Below are 18,985 nucleotides of genomic sequence, written 5' to 3'. Positions count from 1 at the left end.
TTCTCTAACTTAATGTAATAATCTCTGTAAGCGCTTACATAATTCTTTGATTGCACATGTAAGCGCTTACACTTTTGCGGCGGATGAAAGCCGACAGGTGACGCAACATAAATTCCGTTTAGATCGGGGCTGAAGAATGAAAAACACAACAATGCAACTATCTCGGTTGCTTGCTGCTATGACCGCGGCAACGCTGATGGGTTGTGGCGGCGAAAGCGCCAAAACAGAATCAGATTTTACCACCGTTGATCCGGCTCAGCCGGTAACCGACTGGCAATTAGTCTGGAGTGATGATTTTGATGGTAGCGCAATCGATAGCGCTAAATGGACACACGAAGTAAATTGCGCCGGCGGCGGTAACAATGAGCAACAATGCTATACCGATGATCCGGCAAACTCCTATGTCGCCGATGGTATGCTGCATATCGTTGCACTGCCTGCAGAGGAAGGGGCTGAGAAGCCTTACACGTCTGCCCGGTTAAACACCCGTTATAAAGGCGATTTTAAATACGGTCGTTTTGAAATGCGTGCCAAACTGCCTTCAGGGCAGGGCAGCTGGCCGGCATTCTGGATGCTGCCTACCGACTATGTGTATGGCGGTTGGCCGAAATCCGGCGAGATCGACATTATGGAAGCCGTTAACCTGAAAGTGGCCGACGAAGAGGGGAATGTTGAGTCTAACATTCACGGTACTCTGCATTATGGGCGCGACTGGCCAAACAATGTGAACTCCGGTAAAGCTTATGAGTTCCCGGCAGACATGAATCCGGCTGATGATTTCCACACCTATGCTATTGAATGGCAGGAAGGGGAAATTCGCTGGTATGTAGACGGTTATCTGTATGCCACCCAGCGTAAGTCTACAGTACGCTATAACGCCAGCGGTGAGGCTATGGGTCTGAGCCACCGTGGTTGGTTTGCTGAGTACTACGATCAAATCACCGGTGAGTTAACGACTTTCTGGAATAACGCGCCGTTCGATCAGGAATTCCACCTGTTACTGAACCTGGCGGTTGGCGGTGACTGGCCTGAAAACGTCAATAATATGGGCATCGACGCGGAAGCGTTTGCCGCTGGCCAGGAATACGTTATCGACTATGTACATGTGTATGAGTGTGCATCTGACCCGGACACCGGTAAAGGTTGTGAAACCATCCGGCCTGGCTACGAAAGCCTGGATGATGCGCTGGTTGAAGGTGAGGCGCCTATCCCAACACCACCATCAAGTGGTGTGGTACAAAACCTGACCATCTTTAACGATGCGGCGAATCCTAACTGGCCTGCCTGGGACTGTTGTGGTGGTTCAACGCCAATGATTGTTGAAGATCCGGATCAGGGTGCCGTGTATGAATTCATGGTGGGTGCTTCGCCCACGGTTAACGGGTTTATCAGCCGTGATGAGTTTATTACCGACGAAAACGGTCAGGCTTCTCCTTTTGATGGCTCTGGCATGCTGGAAACCGGCGTGATCTCATTTGATATGAAAGTCGTGTCTGCACCGGCCAGCCCGGATGCTGCCTGGTTATTCAAGGTGGAGAGCAACAATGCGGCAAGTGCTGCCGAATTGCCTCTGGCTGATAACCGCGACGGTGTCACTCCTGTGGTTGGCGAATGGCAGACCTATGTATTTCCGCTGCAGATGCTGGCAGATATTGGGCTGGATGTGAGCGCAATTGACGTGCTGATGGTGTTCCCGTCGTGGGGACTGGGCGAAGGTGCCGTTTACCAGTTGGATAACGTTGAAATTAAAGCACCATCACCGGAAGTGGTGTTCTTTGACGACGGTGAAAACCCGGATTGGGTAATGTGGGACTGTTGTGGCGGCTCTATGCCTACTGAAGAACTCGACGATGATGATCATGGTCTGGTTGCACAGTTCTCAATTGGCGAAGCGCCAACCGTAATGGGCTTTATTACCCGCGGTGCCAATGGTGGTGGTGATACACCGTTTGACGCCAGTGCCATTTTAGAAACCGGTGTACTGGAATTTGAAATGAAAGTGGTTGATGCGCCATCGAGCCCGGATGCCTCATGGTTAATCAAGCTGGAATCCAGTGACGGAGCTACCGCGGTAGAACTGCCTGTTACTGACAGTCAGGAAGGCGTTGCTCCGGTAACCGGCGAATGGCAGACCTATACCTTTAAACTGTCTGATTTATCAGCTGGTGGTCTGGATGTTAGTGCCATTGACGTGGTGATGATTTTCCCAGCCTGGGGAACCGGTAATGGCGCGGTTTACCGTGTGGATAACGCCCGCATCTACGACCCGTCTGCGGAATCGGCTAACGGCATTAAACTGTTCGAAGATGTCGCCGCCGATGGCTGGTCTATTTGGGATTGCTGTGGTGGTTCTACACCAACAGTAGAGATGGACGAAGACGACAGCAAAGGTGCCGTAGCACAGTTCATTATTGGCTCGCAGCCAACGGTAATGGGCTTTCTGGCCGATGACGGCGTGTCTTACGACGCTTCCGCTCTGCTGAGCACAGGGGTGGTTCGCTTTGACATGAAAGTGGTATCTAACCCGTCTGACCCGGACTCAAGCTGGTTATTCAAAATTGAATCTACCGGTGCGGCAACCGCTGTTGAACTGCCACTGACTGACAGTGTGGAAGGCGAAGCGCCAGTCCTGGGTCAATGGCAAACCTACACCTTTACCTTGCAACAGTTATTCGATGCTGGCCTGGATATCAGTGACATCAATGTACTGATGGTCTTCCCGGCTTGGGGGACTGGCGACGGCGCCGTCTACCGTATCGATAACGCAGAAATCGCTGCCGAGTAATGCAGCCGGTCGCAGGTGCCGCAGCCTACAGGCCGGTACTTGCACAAGGTAAAGAATAAAACGTGAGTATCGAACTATGAACTACACAACTTTTAATAAAAATCGTCTGGCCATAGCCGTAGGGTTATTGCTGGGCACCGCAGGTCAGGCAGCCTTCGCGCAGGAAGGTAACGAGTCTGATCAGGATCCGTCGGTAGAAGTTATCGAAGTGCAGGGGATCCGGGGCAGTTTAATTCGTGCCATGGATATCAAGCGCAGCACGCCGGGTGTGATGGATGCGATTTCAGCGGAAGAAATGGGTAAATTCCCGGACTCTAACCTGGCTGAATCACTGCAACGTATTACGGGTGTCTCGGTAAGCCGTGCCAACGGTGAGGGGAGTGAAATCACCGTGCGTGGTTTTGGCCCGGGCTTTAACCTGATCACTTTAAACGGTCGTCAGATGCCGGGTACGGGTTTTACCCGTTCTTACAGCCTGCAACACCTTTCTTCTGAGGGCGTCAGTGCCCTGGAAGTGTACAAAACGGCCAAGGCCGAACTGCCAAGCGGTGGTTTGGGGGCGACCGTAAACATTGTTACCTCAAAGCCATTACAACAACCAGGTCAACGTTACTCGTTTATGGCCAAAGCGCTGCATGATACGTCTGTAGTGGAAGGGGATGATGTAACGCCGGAAATCGCCGGTATTTACAGTAATACTTTCAACGATGATAAACTGGGATTTGCGGTAAGCTTCTCTCATTATCAGCGTGACTTCCAGCGTCAGCAGGCCAATATTCAGGGCTGGCAGGCGAATGTGGATTTGCCGGAATATAACGAATCCACCATGATCGATCCGCGCGCCGTGGATGATGAAGGCAACCGCATTGGTAACTACTTTTTCCCGAAAGATATGAACTATGGTATCGACAATGTGGAAAACGACCGTACCAATGCTCAGTTGACGTTTCAATATGCGCCTAACGACGACATTACCATGACACTCGACTACACCATGACCAATGCGATTGTGGGGCTGGAGAGTGTTGGCTGGGGTATCTGGAATGAATTTGGCGGTAACATTAACGGTTACGAGCTGGATGAAAACGGTACGGCAATTTACGCAGATATTGGTGGGAACGATGGCTCATTTACCGCTTTCCGTGAAACCACAGAGGTAGATGCCCGCTCAATCGGTCTGAATATCGACTGGCAGGTGACTGACGATCTGAAGTTCAACATTGATTATCACGACTCCAGCAATGAAATCGATAACGGTGCAGACGACGGCATGGGCAGTAATGGCCAGATTATTCTGGGTTCGGATAAACTGATAACCAAAATATACGACTACCGTGACGGTGAAGTACCGTCTGCTTTTATCAGATGGCAAAACGGCACCAACGAGTTAATGCCAAGTGAAATCGACTCTAACTTCAGTCAGTTTATTCACTCGCCGGGTGAATCAAATGTAGAACAGCTGCAGTTTGACGGTGAGTGGTACAACTCTAAATTTGATATCCCTATGCCGCTGGTTAAATTTGGTTTTGCCCGCACTGAGCAAACCATGTACGGCACCAATGCGTGGAGCGGTCTGCGCGGCGGTCCGGGCTTTAACCCGTCTTTCCCGGAAATCTTCCCGGACAGCATGTTTACCCGATATGACACTGGTAGTTTCCTGGATGAGTTCGCTGGTGGTGGCGCTGACCTGATGCCTAACTATTACTACACCTACGACTTCGATGAAGCCGTAGCGCGTCAAATGGCCTACCTGACTGAAGACATCATGGGCGGCGACGCTTATGTACCTGATGCTTACTTCAATGGCATCACGGGCGAAAGTGAAGTAGAGGAAGTGACCAACAGTATTTACGTTCAGACCGAATGGGAATTTGATATTGGTGACTATCCAGCACAGTTGATTGCCGGTGCCCGTTATGAAGAAACGGATGTAACCAGTACTGTACGTCAGCGTGTTGAGCAGCAGGTAAACTGGGTGGCAGCCTCTGAGTGGATCATGCAGTACGAGGAAGGCGGTACCGCCAACTACCTGACCCAGGAAGGCTCACACGATGTGTTCCTGCCGTCGATCGACTTCCGTCTGGACGTTACCGACGAGTTACAGGCCAGGGTATCATGGGGTAAAACTATGTCACGTGCACCATTGGGCTTCTTAGCCGGTGGTCGTGCCCTGAGCGGTAGCCCGAAACCAGGTTCACGAACTGGCTCACAGGGTAATCCGAACCTGTTACCGTTCGAGTCGACTAACCTCGATGTAGCGCTTGAGTACTATTACGGTGAAGCCAGTTACGCGTCAATCGTATGGTTTAAGAAAGACGTTGATAACTTCATTCAGACCACGATTACCGAAACCACCATCGATGGTTTGTACGACATCTACAATGGTCCGCGCTATCAGCAGGCGATTGCCGATATTGAAGCCCGCGGTGAGCAGGCAACCAGCACCGCGATCTTCGATCAGATGCTGGCCAATGGTCATGGTAATGCCGACGGTCAGATTGAGCCAAACAGCAATGATCCATTGATTGTGTGGAATGTCAGCCAGCCAAATAACACTGATGCAAAATCGGTAGATGGTGTGGAAGTGGCGCTGCAGCACATGATTGGTGAAACCGGTTTTGGGTTTAACGTGAACGCCACCTTCGTTAACGGTGATGTAGAGTTTGATGTAGACAGTCTTACTCAACAGGCGCCATTAACCGGTTTGGGCGACTCAGCTAACCTGCAGGCGTTTTATGAAAAAGACGGTCTGTCAGTGAAGGTGACTTACGCCTGGCGTGATGATTACCTGTTAGGCGTTGGTCAGGCTCAGGGTTCTGCTGATGCACCACCACAGTTCTTTAAAGACTATGGTCAGGTGGATATGAGCATTAACTACGACATCAATGAAAACCTCACCGTGTTCTTAGATGCGTTAAACCTGAACAACGAGACGGAACAGGGTTACGGCCGTTATGAGGAGCAGTTCCTGTTTGCCCGCCAGTATGGCACACGCTATGCGCTGGGTGTTCGTTACGGATTTAACTAATCAACCTCCCAACCAACCTGTGGAGAGTTAGCACTAGCTCTCCACTGATTAGTTAAAGGTTGTCGGGGCAGTGAGTTCTGACTCCGGCAATTTACCTTGCTAGCTTTATAATAATAATAAGTGCGTTAAAAATTTACCCGGCGTGTGCCGGGTTTTTTATGTCGTGCTACAACTTAATCGAAGACAGCGATGGTCTGGCGGCTGAGAGCGATTACGCGCACTTTATCGTCCCAGATGGTTGCTTCGGTGTGGGCATAGCCACCACTGGCGAGTTTGGTATCTACCTGGTAGCCAAACCAGGGATTTTCGGTAGTTAGCGCAAGTGGTTGCACCAATTCAATATCCCAGCTTACGGTGCTTACCGGTGCCGGTAATTTGAGTTGCTGAATGATAGCCGGCGGCCAGGCATCAATCAGTGAGATCAGGTGAGTGTAATTAAAGTCACTGACGGCCTCTTTAAAGCGCATCCAGCCATGGTAATGACTGTGCTTACTCCAGCTGAACGGGATCTGGCCTTGTTCGATAGCCAGTTGGTAGTGACGGAAAAAGCGCGGTGTCACCTTAGGAATTTGCGGAATAAACTTGGCTTTTTGCGGCAGCTTCATCGAATGGGAAGGCAGTTTATCCACCTGTATTTTTGAACTGCGCTCTACACCGAAACAGGCCTGCACACAAACACAGACTTTGCCATCCTGCTGCAGCCTGGCGAGGTATTGCGACATATTGCGCCCAGAACGTAACTTCTCAACAATGAGCTCAAGTGGTTTATCGAAACTCACCGGCCCGATAAAGTTGGTGTGATAAGCCCTTAAGCTACGGTCTTTCTCAACTACCTGAGCCAGAGCGTGATGCAGGAAACCGGCAGTGATGCCGCCAAAGGCAGTGCGCCCCTGACCCCAGGTATCGGGCAGGCCTGGGTGGGTCATCAGCCACTCATTATCGTTTATAGTAGTTACGTCGGAAGTCAGAGCTAATAGTTTGTCTATGTGCATACAGAGTTCAACATCAGATTAATAGAATGGTATTATCCCGGCTCGCTGGCCGCGTTTCGACTTATTCTTAATGATATTCCGCTATAAGTCTGCTTGTTAATGTATTTGTATCACAGGTGATGTGTGAACCCTAATTCTGTTCCCCCCGCTGCAAAGCCTGATCGCTATCGGTATTACGTATTGCTGATGCTCACGCTGGTGTACGCGTTTAATTTTATCGACCGTCAGATCATTGGTATTTTATCGCCATTTATTAAGCAGGATTTAGGGTTGGATGATGCTCAGCTTGGCTATTTAAAAGGTATTTACTTTGCGGTGTTGTATACCGTAATGGGTATTCCGGTGGCCTGGCTGGCAGACCGCTACAGCCGGGTAAACATTATTACACTATCGTTGACGCTATGGAGTGGCTTTACCGCTCTGTCGGGCATGGCAGGTAACTATCTGCAACTGGCCTTATGCAGGATTGGTGTGGGGATTGGCGAAGCCGGCGGCACGCCGCCGGCGCACAGTATGATTGCAGATCTGTTTGCTCCGAAAGAGCGGGCCACGGCCATGGCGCTTTATGCGCTGGGCATTCCCTTTGGCATTATGCTGGCGTATCTGGCCTCAGCATTTGTGCTCAGCGGAGGGCAGGCCAACTGGCGCTCGGTAATGATAGCGGTAGGGCTACCCGGTATTTTACTGGCTATTGTGCTTAAACTGACGGTAAAAGAGCCTGTGCGACAGCAAACCGAGCAGGAGCGCCAGCGACCCATGCTCGATAGTATTGTTGAGCTACTTAAAACGCCGAGTTGGTGGGGCATGGTACTGGGCATCACGTTGTCGTCGTTTGCTAACTATGCGGTGGTTGGCTGGCAGATGGATTACTTCGTGCGGCGCTTCAGTGAAGTGGACATTGTCTGGTTACTGGTGGTTTTTGGGGTTATCAACGGCACTTTATATGCCATTGGCGTGTGGGCCGGCGGCGTTATTGCTGATAAGTGGGGGCGTAGCAATCCCGGTGCTTATGCGCGCCTGCCAGCGCTTGCTCTGTGCGTTGGCGTGCCGGCCTTTTTGCTGGCAATTCACAGTGAATCGCTGTGGCTGGCGATTGCTGGTTTTACTTTATTGCAGGTCACCAGCGGCACATATTTCGGGCCGTGTTTTGCCATGGCTCAAACGCTGTCTCCGGCCAATTGCCGGGCCATGTCTACCGCGTTATTTTTCTTTGTTCTCAACCTGATTGCGCTTGGCGGTGGTCCAACGTTTGTGGGCGTACTGAGCGAGCATTACACGGCGAGTCTGGGTGAATTGGAAGGGCTGATCGCTGCACTTGACTGGCTGGCTATTCCATTTGTGTTATCAATACTGGTGTTTGGCTGGACGTCGTTACGATTACCGCAAGACCTGGCTAAACGCCAGGCTCACGGCTAAAAGCGTTAGCTTATGGCGGTGCCGCCGACTGGCTGACCAAGCATTTCGCGGGTTACCAGTACAACGCCTTTATCGGAGACGCGGAAGCCGCGGCGACGGTCTTCCTCGTGATCGTAACCTATTACTGTGCCTTCGGGGATCACGCAGCCGCGGTCAATAATGACCTTCCGCAGTTTACAGTGACGCTTGATTTCCACGTCTGGCAGAATAACGGCTTCCTCAATCAGGCCGTAAGAGTGGATCCGAACATTTGAGAAACATAACGAGCGACGCAGGGTAGAACCGGAAATAATACAGCCACCGGAGACTACCGAGTTGATGGCTTCGCCGCGGCGGTCATGGTCTTCCCAAACGAATTTCGCTGGCGGCAGTTGCTCCTGATAGGTCCAGATGGGCCACTTACGATCGTATAAATTAAGCGCTGGAACCGGCGCCACCATTTCCATGTTGGCTTCCCAGAAGGAATCCAGTGTGCCTACATCACGCCAGTAAACGTGTTCGTTCTCGCTGCTTTGGAACGGATAAGCAAATACGTCGTGGTCATTGATAATACTGGGAATGATGTCTTTACCAAAATCCCGCTCAGAGCCTGAGGTTTCGGCGTCACGCGCCAATTGCTCAAACAAAAATTCTGTATCAAATACGTAGTTACCCATAGATGCCAGACATAAATCAGGCTCGTTAGGCACCGGGTCCGGGTTAGCTGGTTTTTCAGTAAAGCCTTTAATACGGTAGTCTTCGTCTACTGACATAACACCAAATGCGCCGGCCGCTTCTTCCAGTGGTACCTTCATACAGCACACGGTCATTTTGGCGCCGGTTTCTACATGGCGGGCCAGTAGGTTGGCATAGTCCATCCGATAGATATGATCGCCGGATAGGATCATTACGAATTTCGGCAGTTCATCGCGAATAATATCGATATTCTGGAATACAGCGTCAGCGGTGCCTTCGTACCAGTTTTCTGAAAAGCGCTGTGACGCAGGCAGAATTTCCACTGACTCGCCCAGTTCCTTTTTAAAGTGCCCCCAGCCACGTACCAAATGCCGAATCAGCGAGTGAGACTTATATTGGGTGACAACACCAATTCTGCGAATGCCCGAATTAATGCAGTTAGACAGCGGAAAGTCGATGATGCGGAATTTACCGCCAAAATAAAGTGCAGGTTTGGCCCGCCAGGTAGTGAGTTCGTGTAATCGTGACCCCCGGCCACCGGCGAGGATTAATGCATAGGTATCGCGGGTAAGATTACTGATATAACGAGGGCTCTTGTCGGACATTCTGTTTCTCCATCGACGCGCTGTGTAGTAACGGCTAGTGCCTGCCGGTCTTGGTGACCGTATCCATTTATTTAAGGATAGGTTATTTGTAATTAAATTACATTATTTTTCACCATCTTACGCCTTGAATAATAAATGCTCAAGCGGTGTTGGTGTAAATAAAGATTAATTTAATTGTAGCAAAACCGTTAATCGTAAATGAGAGCCTGTGCAGACAAAATCACTGACCGGCATTATTGCAAAACGGTTGTTTAACGTGGTTACATCGAAAAGGTGAATTCCAGTGCGTTCAGATTATACTTTAAGGGCTACCGTTACCCGCTTATGGGTCATTTTTCGCGTTCAATAAGCCATCGCACTATGTGACATGAAACCAAACGCTGCACGTTGCAAGATTAATAGTTTATTGGTGTTACGACGGTTTTATCGACGAGTGGTGCTGTTAAGGTGGTCGCTTATTGAGTGATAACCCTTTATTTGATTTAGTTCAAACAAAAAAGGTTGTTAAACTCTCATTTTGTTAAATTAATGTTATAATTGGCCAAGGTGATTTCAACGGGAGACAATATGTTGGGCAGTAAATGGCTCATAAATCTGTTTATTGTGGCTTTTCTTGTCATTCTGACAGGACTTTTTCTGCCTGAAGAGTATGAAGTCGAGCGTTCAGTCGAAATAAACGCACCTACCGATAAAGTTTACGCCGCCATTGTTGATTTACGTAAATGGGAGCAGTGGAGTACCTGGTACCAGATGGATCCCAATGCCGTAATGACCTATGATGGGCCGGATCGCGCCATCGGTATGCGACTGCGCTGGCGCAGTGATATTATTGGTCGTGGCAGCATCGAAATTACCTCTCTGCAGTTCAATCGCCAATTGATTTATAGCGTTAAAAATCCTGAGCATGGCATTACTGCCCATGGTGAATTACGCCTCAGACCACTCGAGTCCGGCACCGAGCTCACCTGGAGCAGTCGTGGTAATGTCGGCGTTAACATTATTGACCGCTACAAGCTACTGTTTTTTGATAATAAGCTGGGTAAAGACATCGAGGTGGGCCTGGAAAATATCAAAACCCTGGTAGAAAACAGCATAGGGTAGCGGAATAACCGTGCGATATTAGTCTTTAGTACTGTTATGCCAACCGGGGGATCTCAACCCGGAATTTCGACGTATACTACAGCCTAATCAATTACTAAGGCGGTCGAAAGTGTTATCTTTCAGACCGGTATCTGCGCTGTGAACTCTGCTAAACTCCGCTTAATTGCCAGCCTGGCCAGCACTAAACTCGCCGATCTGCTTATTTCAGCTAAAACAACCTTACCGGCCCTGATGTTGGCCCTGGGTGCGCCTGCCTGGATGATTAGCTGGCTGGTGCCGATACGTGAGTCCGGAGCCTTGCTTCCTCAGGCCGCCATTGGTGTGGTGCTGCGCAACTATCCGGCGCGTCATCATGTCTGGCGGTTGGGCATGATCGTGCAGTCGTTTTCCCTGTTGGCTATTATTCTTGGCGCTCTCTGGTACGAGGGCATGACCGCCGGCTGGTTTGTATTGGGCGGTTTGTGTTTGCTGAGTTTAGGCCGCTCGGCTTGCTCGCTGACCATGAAAGATATTCAGGCGGATGTGGCGGATAAAGGCGATCGGGGAAAACTACTTGGCATAGCGTCTACCACCTCAGGCGTACTAACGTTAATTATCGCCGTACCGCTGGTGTATTTTGCTGACCAGCTGGGTGAAACTCTGATCTTTGGTTTGCTCATCGGCGCGGTCACCGCAATGTTACTCGGCCTGTTTATTTTATTGCCGGTAAAATCCTGCGTCGAGGCAGACGAAGATGAACGGCAGGGCGGTCACAGTTGGTGGGATTTCGATGCCGTGGTGTACAAGTTTATTGTGGTTCGGGGGCTGTTTGTTCACAGCGCTCTGGTAGCGCCTTACTTTATGCTCGAAACCGAGCAGGAAGCGTCCAGCCTGTTACCGTTTTATATTGGCGCGCAGGCCGCAGCAACCATGCTTTCTTCGTTTATCTGGGGTAGCGTGGCGGATTATAGCGCCAGGCTCACCCTGCAACTGGCCGGTGTGCTGGCGCTTATTGCCTGTGGCGGTTTGTTATTATTGCCGGGTCATTCGCTGTGGATTTCCGGCGGCTTGTTCTTTGTGCTGGCCGTGGCCCATACTGGTGTACGCACAGGCCGTAAAACCTATAGCCTGGATGTGAAAGACGGCCAGCAGCGCACCGAACTGGTGGCCTTCAGTAATACGGCAATCGGTATTATTTTGCTGGGGTTTGGCGCACTCTATGCGGCGCTCAAGTCAGCCTTTGACATCAATATCGTCGCTACCATGGCGGTAATGCTGCTGGTCGGCATTGGCTTAAGTTTTATTTTACCAAAGGAAAAACAGCAACCGGCCTGATAGACAATCAGGCCGTCATTCTGCTCACATAACGTTATGATTTTTAGCCAGCAATGCCCGCATTGTCCGGGAGGCTGGCTCATGGTTAAGATGGTCGAATATTTGTGTCGACGCCGCTACTAACGCATTGATATCAACGCCGCACTCAATCCCCATGCCGTTTAGCATATATACTACGTCTTCGGTGGCGACATTGCCGCTGGCACCGGCAGCATATGGGCAGCCGCCCAAGCCTCCGGCGGCCGAATCAATCACGCTGATACCATGCTGTAAGGCAACCAGAATATTGGCCAGCGCCTGACCGTAGGTATCGTGAAAATGCACCGCCAGTTTCGATGCGGGGATGGTCTTCAATAAGGTGCTCAACAAACGCGACGTCTGTCCCGGCGTGCCGGTACCTATGGTATCGCCCAGAGAGATTTCGTAGCAGCCCTTGTCGAGCAGTGTCTGGCTAACCGCCAGCACGGCATCCGGCCTGATAGCGCCCTCATAGGGGCAGCCCATCACGCAGGACACATAGCCGCGAACCCGCAGGTTATGCTGGCGGGCTAAACGGAAGACCGGTTCAAAACGTTCCAGGCTTTGCTCAATGGAGCAATTAATGTTGCGCTGGGAAAAGCTTTCAGAGGCGGCGGCGAATACCGCAACCTCATCAACGCCTGCATCGATAGCTGCCAGCATGCCTTTTTCATTAGGCGTAAGGGCACTGAAGGTGGCGCCTGAGTTTTGCGGTAGGCTATTAAACACTGCTGCGCTGTCAGCCATTTGAGGCACCCATTTAGGTGACACAAAACTACCGGCTTCTATGCGTTTTAGACCGGCGCGCAAAAGGCCGTCTATAAATGCCAGCTTCACTGGCAGTTCGATCACCGAGGCTTCATTTTGTAAGCCGTCACGAGCGCCAACCTCTACAATGCTGACCTGCCTGGGATAATTACTCATCAGCGACAAACTCCAACAGGGCGGTGCCACCGTCAACCATATCGCCGGCCTGGTAATAAAACTGTGCTACTTCACCGTCGGCCGGGGCTTTGACGTTGTGCTCCATTTTCATCGCTTCCAGGATCAGTAGCGAAGTGCCTTTAGTTACCTTACTGTCAGGCTCGACCAATAGCTTAACTACAGTACCGTTCATGGGAGCAACACATTCATTTTCGTGGGCATCTTCATGCTGGCCGAAATCCGGGCGCTGCAACGTAAAGGGCAGGGCGCTGGCACCGTCAAACAACACCCAGCCGTCAGCGCTGTCCGGGCAAACAGTATAGCGGCGCTGGTAATTATCGACGGTGAGGTTGAGGGTTTCATTATGCCAGTCGCCACTTACCTGCCAGTGAGCATCCTCGCAGGTGACGCTGAGCTGACCATCATTCGCAGTGACTAAGAGCAGATAGGCTTTCCCCTGACACTGCACTGAAAGATAGTACTGGCGCTGATGATTTAAGCGGAAACCTTTGAGCCCTTCATCAGTCAGTGGCGCGCTATCAGACTGCATGGTTTTAAACAGGCAAAACGCCATAGCGGGCAGATAATCGGTGTTAAACGCCCTGGGCACCAGGGCCTCACTGTGCTCGGCGATAAAGTGAACGGTTAATCTGGCTGCAGCAAAGTCGGCGTTTTCCAGCACCCGGTGTACATAGGGTAAATTGGTGGTCACGCCGGTAACCCGGGTTTGTTCCAGGCAGTTGAGCATTTTTGCCAAGGCTTTTTCACGATTATCGCTGTAGGTAATGAGCTTTGCCAGCATGGGGTCATAATGTACGCTCACCGTATCACCTTCGGTAAAGCCGGTATCGACCCGCACGCCATCGCCCTCAGCCGGAAAACGTAAGCGTTTAAGCAAACCGGTGGAGGGCAAAAACTCGTTATCCGGGTCTTCGGCGTACAGCCTTACCTCAAAGGCATGGCCGCTACAGCGCAATTGCTGCTGCGTTTTTGGCAGGGGCTGACCCGCGGCCACCGCAAGCTGCCATGAAACCAGGTCTTCACCACTAACCATTTCCGTTACCGGATGCTCAACCTGCAGGCGGGTATTCATTTCCATAAAATAGAAATCATCGCCATCGAGCAGAAATTCAACGGTGCCGGCGCCCACATAATTAATAGCTTTGGCCGCGGCGAGGGCACTTTCGCCCATCTGCTGACGCACGGTATCGCTAATGCCCGGTGCCGGTGCTTCCTCAATAATTTTCTGATGGCGGCGCTGCACTGAGCAGTCACGGTCGAACAGGTAAACACCGTTACCGTGCTGATCGCAAAAGACCTGAATTTCCACATGGCGGGGCTCGGTTAAAAACTTTTCGACCAGCATCAGGTCGTCGTCAAAACTGGCTTTGGCTTCCCGTTTAGCAGCGTCCAGAGCCTCCTGAAAACCGGCTTCGGTTAACACCTGACGCATGCCTTTACCACCGCCGCCGGCTGCAGCTTTAAGCATCACCGGAAAACCAATCCGGCGGGCCTCACTAAGTAAATACTCAGCACTTTGCTCATCGCCATGATAGCCGGGCACCAGCGGAACGCCGGCGTCTTCCATAATTTGTTTAGCCCGGGATTTAGAGCCCATGGCTTCAATGGCACTGGCCGGCGGACCAATAAAAATAATCCCTTCCTGTTCACAGCGTTTGGCAAAGGTGGCATTTTCCGACAGAAAGCCGTAGCCCGGATGAATGGCATCGGCGCCGCACTGTTTGGCCGCCGCTATGATTTTGTCCTGCACCAGATAGCTCTGACTGGCCGGGGCAGGGCCAATCGCAACGGCTTCATCGGCCTGTTTAACATGCATGGCATGCTGGTCGGCTTCAGAATACACCGCTACAGAACGGATATGTTGCTGACGTGCCGTGGCGATAATCCGACAGGCAATCTCGCCACGGTTGGCAATCAGTACTTTTTTGATGTTGTTGGTGACTGACATGACTTACTCCTTTGACCCTGCTGGTAACCAGTTTGGCGGACGTTTTTGCAAAAAGGCGTTAAGGCCTTCCTGACCCTGCTCGGATACGCGGATCCGGGCAATCCAGTCGCTGGTGAGCGCGCGCATGGACTCATCAACAGGCTGGCCGGCCACGGTATTCACCAGTAGCTTTGACTGGCTGACGGCTTCAGGGCTATTGCGGCGCAGTGTATCGGTAAGTTGTTCGATGGTGGCATCGAGCTGGTCTTCACTCACTGCTTCGCTGATCAGACCCAGACGACGGGCACGGCGGGCAGTAAACACTTCGGCGGTCATAAAGTAACGTTTAGCAATGCGCTTGCCCATGGCTTCGATAACGTAGGGGCTGATGGTGGCCGGGACCAGGCCGATTTTAGCTTCGCTTAAGCAAAACTTGCTGAGCTTGCAGGCGATGGCGATATCGCAACAGGCAATCAGGCCCACCGCACCGGCGTAGGCCGCACCCTGAACCCGGGCAATGGTCGGTTTAGGCAGGGTATACAGGGTATGTAACATGGTAGCCAGATTCATGGCGTCGGCGCGGTTTTGCGCTTCGGTGTAGCCGGCCATTTTCTGCATCCAGTTTAAATCAGCACCGGCACTGAAGTTTTTACCGTTACTGGCCAGTACTACTACCTTCACGGCAGGATCGTTACCGGCGCGCTCAAAGCTGGCGGTTAGCCCGGCAATCATGTCTTCATTAAAGGCATTGTGTTTATCGGCACGGTTTAGCGTAATGCGCCCCACGCCTTGTTCGTTAACCTCATATAATACGTGTTCGGTCATCATTTCCCCCTACATTCTGAATACGCCAAACTGCGTATCCTCGATGGGTTTATTGAGACTGGCGCTTAATGCTAAACCCAGCACCTTGCGGGTATCCGCCGGATCGATAACGCCGTCGTCCCACAAACGGGCTGAGGCATAGTACGGGTGGCCTTGTTGCTCATAGCTGTCGATAACCGGCTGTTTGACTGCCTGCTCATCGGCATCAGTCCAACTGGTGCCGGCACGTTCGGCCTGGTCTTTTTTCACCTGGGCCAGTACGCCTGCGGCCTGTTCGCCACCCATAACGGAGATCCGCGCGTTGGGCCACATAAACATAAATCGGGGATCGTAGGCACGCCCGCACATGCCATAGTTACCGGCACCAAAACTACCGCCGATCAGCACGGTGAGTTTAGGGACGTTGGCGCAGGCTACGGCAGTGACCATTTTGGCGCCGTGTTTTGCAATACCGGAGGCTTCGTATTGTTTACCCACCATAAAACCGGTGATGTTCTGCAGAAATATCAGCGGGATCTTGCGTTGGCTGCATAGCTCCACAAAATGAGCGCCTTTCTGGGCTGACTCGCCAAACAGAATGCCGTTGTTAGCCACAATGCCTACCGGCATGCCATACAGATGCGCAAAACCACACACTAAAGTGGTGCCGTAGCGGGCTTTAAACTCATCAAAGTCGGAGTCATCGACAATTCGCGCAATCACTTCTCTGACATCAAAGGGCTGGCGCAGATCCTGCGGCACGATGCCGTACAGCTCGGCGATAGGATAACGCGGTGGTTTTACCGCCTGATTCGCGGTGGTCACCGGCTTCTTACGATTTAAACGGGCTACCGCGTTGCGGGCAATGTCCAGGGCGTGCAGATCGTTATTAGCCAGATGGTCGGCAACACCGGATACCCGGGTATGCACATCGCCGCCGCCAAGCTCTTCGGCACTGACTTCTTCGCCGGTAGCCGCTTTAACCAGTGGCGGGCCCGCCAGAAAAATAGTGCCTTGCTCTTTCACGATAATGCTTTCATCGGCCATAGCCGGCACGTAGGCCCCACCAGCGGTGCAAGAGCCCATAACGACCGCGATTTGCGGTATGTTCATCGACGACATTCGCGCCTGATTAAAGAAAATACGGCCGAAGTGATCGCGATCCGGAAATACCTCATCCTGACGGGGGAGGTTAGCGCCGCCGCTGTCTACCAGATAAACGCAGGGCAGGTGATTCTGCTCGGCAATGGTCTGGGCGCGCAGGTGTTTTTTAACGGTTAAGGGGTAGTAGCTGCCGCCTTTCACGGTGGCATCGTTGGCCACCACCATACATTCACTGCCGTGAATAAGACCAATACCGGCTACTACGCCAGCACAGGGTACCTCTTCGCCATACACGTTATGGGCGGCCAGCTGACCAATTTCAAGAAATGGTGAGTCGGCATCGAGCAGCGCATCGATACGCTCACGGGCCAGCAACTTGCCCTTGGCTTTATGCCGGGCCACGTATTTTTCGCCACCACCTTTTACTATGGTCGCGATGGTATTTTGCAGATCATCCACCACTTTCTGCATGCCTTGTTGGTTTTGTTTATAGGCATCGCTTTGTGGATTAACCTGACTGGTGAGTACAGGCATAGTGCCTCCTCTGTGTCCTGTCGTTAGTAAGGATTGTTGGTTCAGGCTGACTCTTTAAACAGCTCCCGACCAATCAGCATGCGGCGTATTTCTGAGGTACCCGCGCCAATTTCGTACAATTTGGCGTCGCGAAGCAGGCGGCCGGTAGGAAACTCATTGATATATCCATTGCCGCCCAGTAGCTGAATGGCATCGAGGGCCATTCTGGTAGCCAGCTCAGCTGAGTAGAGAATTGCGCCAGCAGCATCTTTACGTGCTGTTTCGCCGCGATCACAGGCTTTTGCTACCGCATACACATAGGCGCGCGCGGCGTTCATCTGGGTATACATATCGGCCACTTTGCCCTGCACCAGCTGAAACTCACCGATGGACTGGCCAAACTGTTTGCGGTCGTGAATATAGGGTACGACCACGTCCATACAGGCCTGCATAATGCCCAGCGGGCCGCCGGATAACACCAGCCGTTCGTAATCGAGGCCGCTCATGAGTACACGGACGCCGCCGCCTTCTTCGCCGAGAATATTTTCGGCCGGTACTTCGCAGTCTTCGAATACCAGCTCACAGGTGTTGGATGAACGCATGCCGAGCTTGTCAAGCTTTTGCGCACGGCTAAAGCCGGTGAAGTCACGTTCGACAATAAATGCAGTAATCCCTTTGGGCCCGGCGCTGACATCGGTTTTGGCGTAAATCACAAAGGTATGGGCGTCGGGACCATTGGTGATCCACATTTTGTTGCCGTTGAGGATGTATTTATCACCGCTTTTGCGGGCGTTGAGCTTCATGCTGACGACATCGGAACCTGCGTTGGGTTCACTCATGGCCAGCGCCCCAATGTGCTCGCCGCTAACCAGCTTCGGCAGGTATTTTTCGCGCTGGGCGTCATTGCCGTTTTTGAAAATCTGATTCACACACAGGTTAGAGTGAGCTCCGTAGCTCAGGGCAATACCGGCAGAGGCGCGGCTGATTTCTTCCATTGCGACAGAGTGAGCCAGATAGCCCATTTCTGAACCGCCGTATTGTTCGCTGACGGTGACGCCAAGCAAACCCATGTCGCCGAGTTTTGGCCACAACTGGTTGGGAAAGGCATTATCTTCGTCGGCCTGGCTGGCTAATGGGGCGATTTCATTCAAGGCGAACTGACGAACATGCTCGCGCAGCATGTCGATGTCTTCACCGAGATCAAAATTTAATGTGGGGTAATGTGTCGTCATGGCTTAACTACCTCTTTTTTGTAAGTCGGCCAGTTCGTCGCGGCAACGCTTTTCAACTTCATCCAGTTCATTCATGAGCATCTGAATATCGTCGAGCTGTTGGCGCAGGATGGCGCGTTTTTGTTCTGTCATCTGTAACATGGCTTCTAGTTGCAGCATGGAGTTGGCGTTGCTATCGTAGAGTTCAAACAGGTTCTTGATTTCAGCTAACGAGAAGCCCAACCTCTTACCACGCAGTATTAGCTTTAACCTGACCCGGTCTTTGTTACAGTAGATACGTGTTTGCCCGGTTCGCTCGGGACTTAATAAGTGCTGTTCTTCATAAAAGCGAATAGAACGGGGCGTAATATCAAATTCTTTAGCGAGTTCACCAATAGAGTAGGTTACTTCATTATTTTGATTGGTCATTGCCGGTATCCTTTTTGTCACCTACTTTCAGGCGTGATAACTGTACTGGTAAAATTGATTTACGTTAACGTTAGGGTTAGGTTAAAGTGAATTTAATGTAACATTTATTTAACGTCAA

The 18,985-nt window shown here is 51.5% G+C and carries 13 protein-coding genes; 5 read left to right on the top strand and 8 right to left on the bottom strand.

The window, feature by feature from the left end; all coding sequences use genetic code 11:
* The first annotated feature begins 136 nt into the window (after positions 1–136).
* Entirely contained in the window at positions 137–2,785 is a 2,649-nt protein-coding gene (locus C6Y40_RS18480) for a glycoside hydrolase family 16 protein (RefSeq protein WP_105935878.1), read from the top strand.
* A gap of 76 nt (positions 2,786–2,861) precedes the next feature.
* Positions 2,862–5,813, top strand: coding sequence for a TonB-dependent receptor (locus tag C6Y40_RS18475; protein WP_105935877.1), 2,952 nt, complete (start codon positions 2,862–2,864; stop codon positions 5,811–5,813).
* Between the two features lie 173 nt (positions 5,814–5,986).
* Here C6Y40_RS18475 and C6Y40_RS18470 read toward each other — a convergent pair whose 3' ends face one another.
* Positions 5,987–6,739, bottom strand: a complete 753-nt coding sequence (locus tag C6Y40_RS18470) for a thioesterase family protein (protein ID WP_240622013.1) — start codon at positions 6,737–6,739, stop codon at positions 5,987–5,989.
* A gap of 189 nt (positions 6,740–6,928) precedes the next feature.
* On the opposite strand from C6Y40_RS18470, the gene C6Y40_RS18465 reads away from it, so the two are divergent.
* Positions 6,929–8,221: a spinster family MFS transporter gene (locus C6Y40_RS18465; RefSeq protein ID WP_240622012.1), complete on the top strand. Its 1,293-nt coding sequence runs from the start codon at positions 6,929–6,931 to the stop codon at positions 8,219–8,221.
* 5 nt (positions 8,222–8,226) lie between these two features.
* Here the strand turns inward: C6Y40_RS18465 and glgC are convergent, their stop codons facing one another.
* Entirely contained in the window at positions 8,227–9,501 is a 1,275-nt protein-coding gene (gene glgC / locus C6Y40_RS18460) for a glucose-1-phosphate adenylyltransferase (protein WP_105935875.1), read from the bottom strand.
* 567 nt (positions 9,502–10,068) lie between these two features.
* Here glgC and C6Y40_RS18455 point away from each other — a divergent pair.
* Both C6Y40_RS18455 and C6Y40_RS18450 read left to right on the top strand, forming a co-directional pair.
* Entirely contained in the window at positions 10,069–10,602 is a 534-nt protein-coding gene (locus C6Y40_RS18455) for an SRPBCC family protein (protein ID WP_105935874.1), read from the top strand.
* Positions 10,603–10,740: 138 nt separating this feature from the next.
* Positions 10,741–11,916 carry an MFS transporter gene (locus tag C6Y40_RS18450; protein ID WP_105935873.1) on the top strand — a complete coding sequence of 392 codons (1,176 nt, stop codon included), beginning with the start codon at positions 10,741–10,743 and terminating at the stop codon, positions 11,914–11,916.
* 24 nt (positions 11,917–11,940) lie between these two features.
* On the opposite strand, the gene C6Y40_RS18445 is transcribed toward C6Y40_RS18450, so the two are convergent.
* From C6Y40_RS18445 to C6Y40_RS18420, 6 genes are read right to left on the bottom strand one after another with little or no spacing between them, the layout of a single operon-like run.
* Positions 11,941–12,858: a hydroxymethylglutaryl-CoA lyase gene (locus C6Y40_RS18445; RefSeq protein ID WP_105935872.1), complete on the bottom strand. Its 918-nt coding sequence runs from the start codon at positions 12,856–12,858 to the stop codon at positions 11,941–11,943.
* Positions 12,851–14,827, bottom strand: a complete 1,977-nt coding sequence (locus C6Y40_RS18440) for an acetyl/propionyl/methylcrotonyl-CoA carboxylase subunit alpha (RefSeq protein WP_105935871.1) — start codon at positions 14,825–14,827, stop codon at positions 12,851–12,853. Before C6Y40_RS18440 ends, C6Y40_RS18445 begins: the two co-directional genes overlap by 8 nt.
* Before the next feature lie 3 nt (positions 14,828–14,830).
* A complete protein-coding gene (locus tag C6Y40_RS18435) occupies positions 14,831–15,631 on the bottom strand; it encodes an enoyl-CoA hydratase/isomerase family protein (RefSeq protein ID WP_105935870.1) in 801 nt (266 codons plus the stop codon).
* A gap of 9 nt (positions 15,632–15,640) precedes the next feature.
* The gene (locus C6Y40_RS18430; protein ID WP_105935869.1) at positions 15,641–17,248 is read right to left on the bottom strand and encodes a carboxyl transferase domain-containing protein; all 1,608 of its coding nucleotides are present in this window, start codon (positions 17,246–17,248) and stop codon (positions 15,641–15,643) included.
* A gap of 41 nt (positions 17,249–17,289) precedes the next feature.
* A complete protein-coding gene (locus tag C6Y40_RS18425) occupies positions 17,290–18,459 on the bottom strand; it encodes an isovaleryl-CoA dehydrogenase (protein WP_105935868.1) in 1,170 nt (389 codons plus the stop codon).
* A 3-nt stretch (positions 18,460–18,462) separates the two neighbouring features.
* Entirely contained in the window at positions 18,463–18,867 is a 405-nt protein-coding gene (locus tag C6Y40_RS18420; RefSeq protein WP_105935867.1) for a MerR family transcriptional regulator, read from the bottom strand.
* Between the last annotated feature and the right edge of the window lie 118 nt (positions 18,868–18,985).

The organism is Marisediminitalea alba, assembly GCF_002993365.1.
Classification (GTDB): domain Bacteria; phylum Pseudomonadota; class Gammaproteobacteria; order Enterobacterales; family Alteromonadaceae; genus Alteromonas; species Alteromonas alba.
Note: the sequence above shows the minus strand (reverse complement) of the source record. Positions and strands in the feature narration are given on the sequence as shown.

Coding starts and splice junctions, on each gene's coding strand:
- C6Y40_RS18480 (WP_105935878.1), top strand. CDS start 137: ATGAAAAACACAACAATGCAACTATCTCGGTTGCTTGCTGCTATGACC.
- C6Y40_RS18475 (WP_105935877.1), top strand. CDS start 2,862: ATGAACTACACAACTTTTAATAAAAATCGTCTGGCCATAGCCGTAGGG.
- C6Y40_RS18470 (WP_240622013.1), bottom strand. CDS start 6,739: ATGACCCACCCAGGCCTGCCCGATACCTGGGGTCAGGGGCGCACTGCC.
- glgC (WP_105935875.1), bottom strand. CDS start 9,501: ATGTCCGACAAGAGCCCTCGTTATATCAGTAATCTTACCCGCGATACC.
- C6Y40_RS18455 (WP_105935874.1), top strand. CDS start 10,069: ATGTTGGGCAGTAAATGGCTCATAAATCTGTTTATTGTGGCTTTTCTT.
- C6Y40_RS18445 (WP_105935872.1), bottom strand. CDS start 12,858: ATGAGTAATTATCCCAGGCAGGTCAGCATTGTAGAGGTTGGCGCTCGT.
- C6Y40_RS18440 (WP_105935871.1), bottom strand. CDS start 14,827: ATGTCAGTCACCAACAACATCAAAAAAGTACTGATTGCCAACCGTGGC.
- C6Y40_RS18435 (WP_105935870.1), bottom strand. CDS start 15,631: ATGACCGAACACGTATTATATGAGGTTAACGAACAAGGCGTGGGGCGC.
- C6Y40_RS18430 (WP_105935869.1), bottom strand. CDS start 17,248: ATGCCTGTACTCACCAGTCAGGTTAATCCACAAAGCGATGCCTATAAA.
- C6Y40_RS18425 (WP_105935868.1), bottom strand. CDS start 18,459: ATGACGACACATTACCCCACATTAAATTTTGATCTCGGTGAAGACATC.
- C6Y40_RS18420 (WP_105935867.1), bottom strand. CDS start 18,867: ATGACCAATCAAAATAATGAAGTAACCTACTCTATTGGTGAACTCGCT.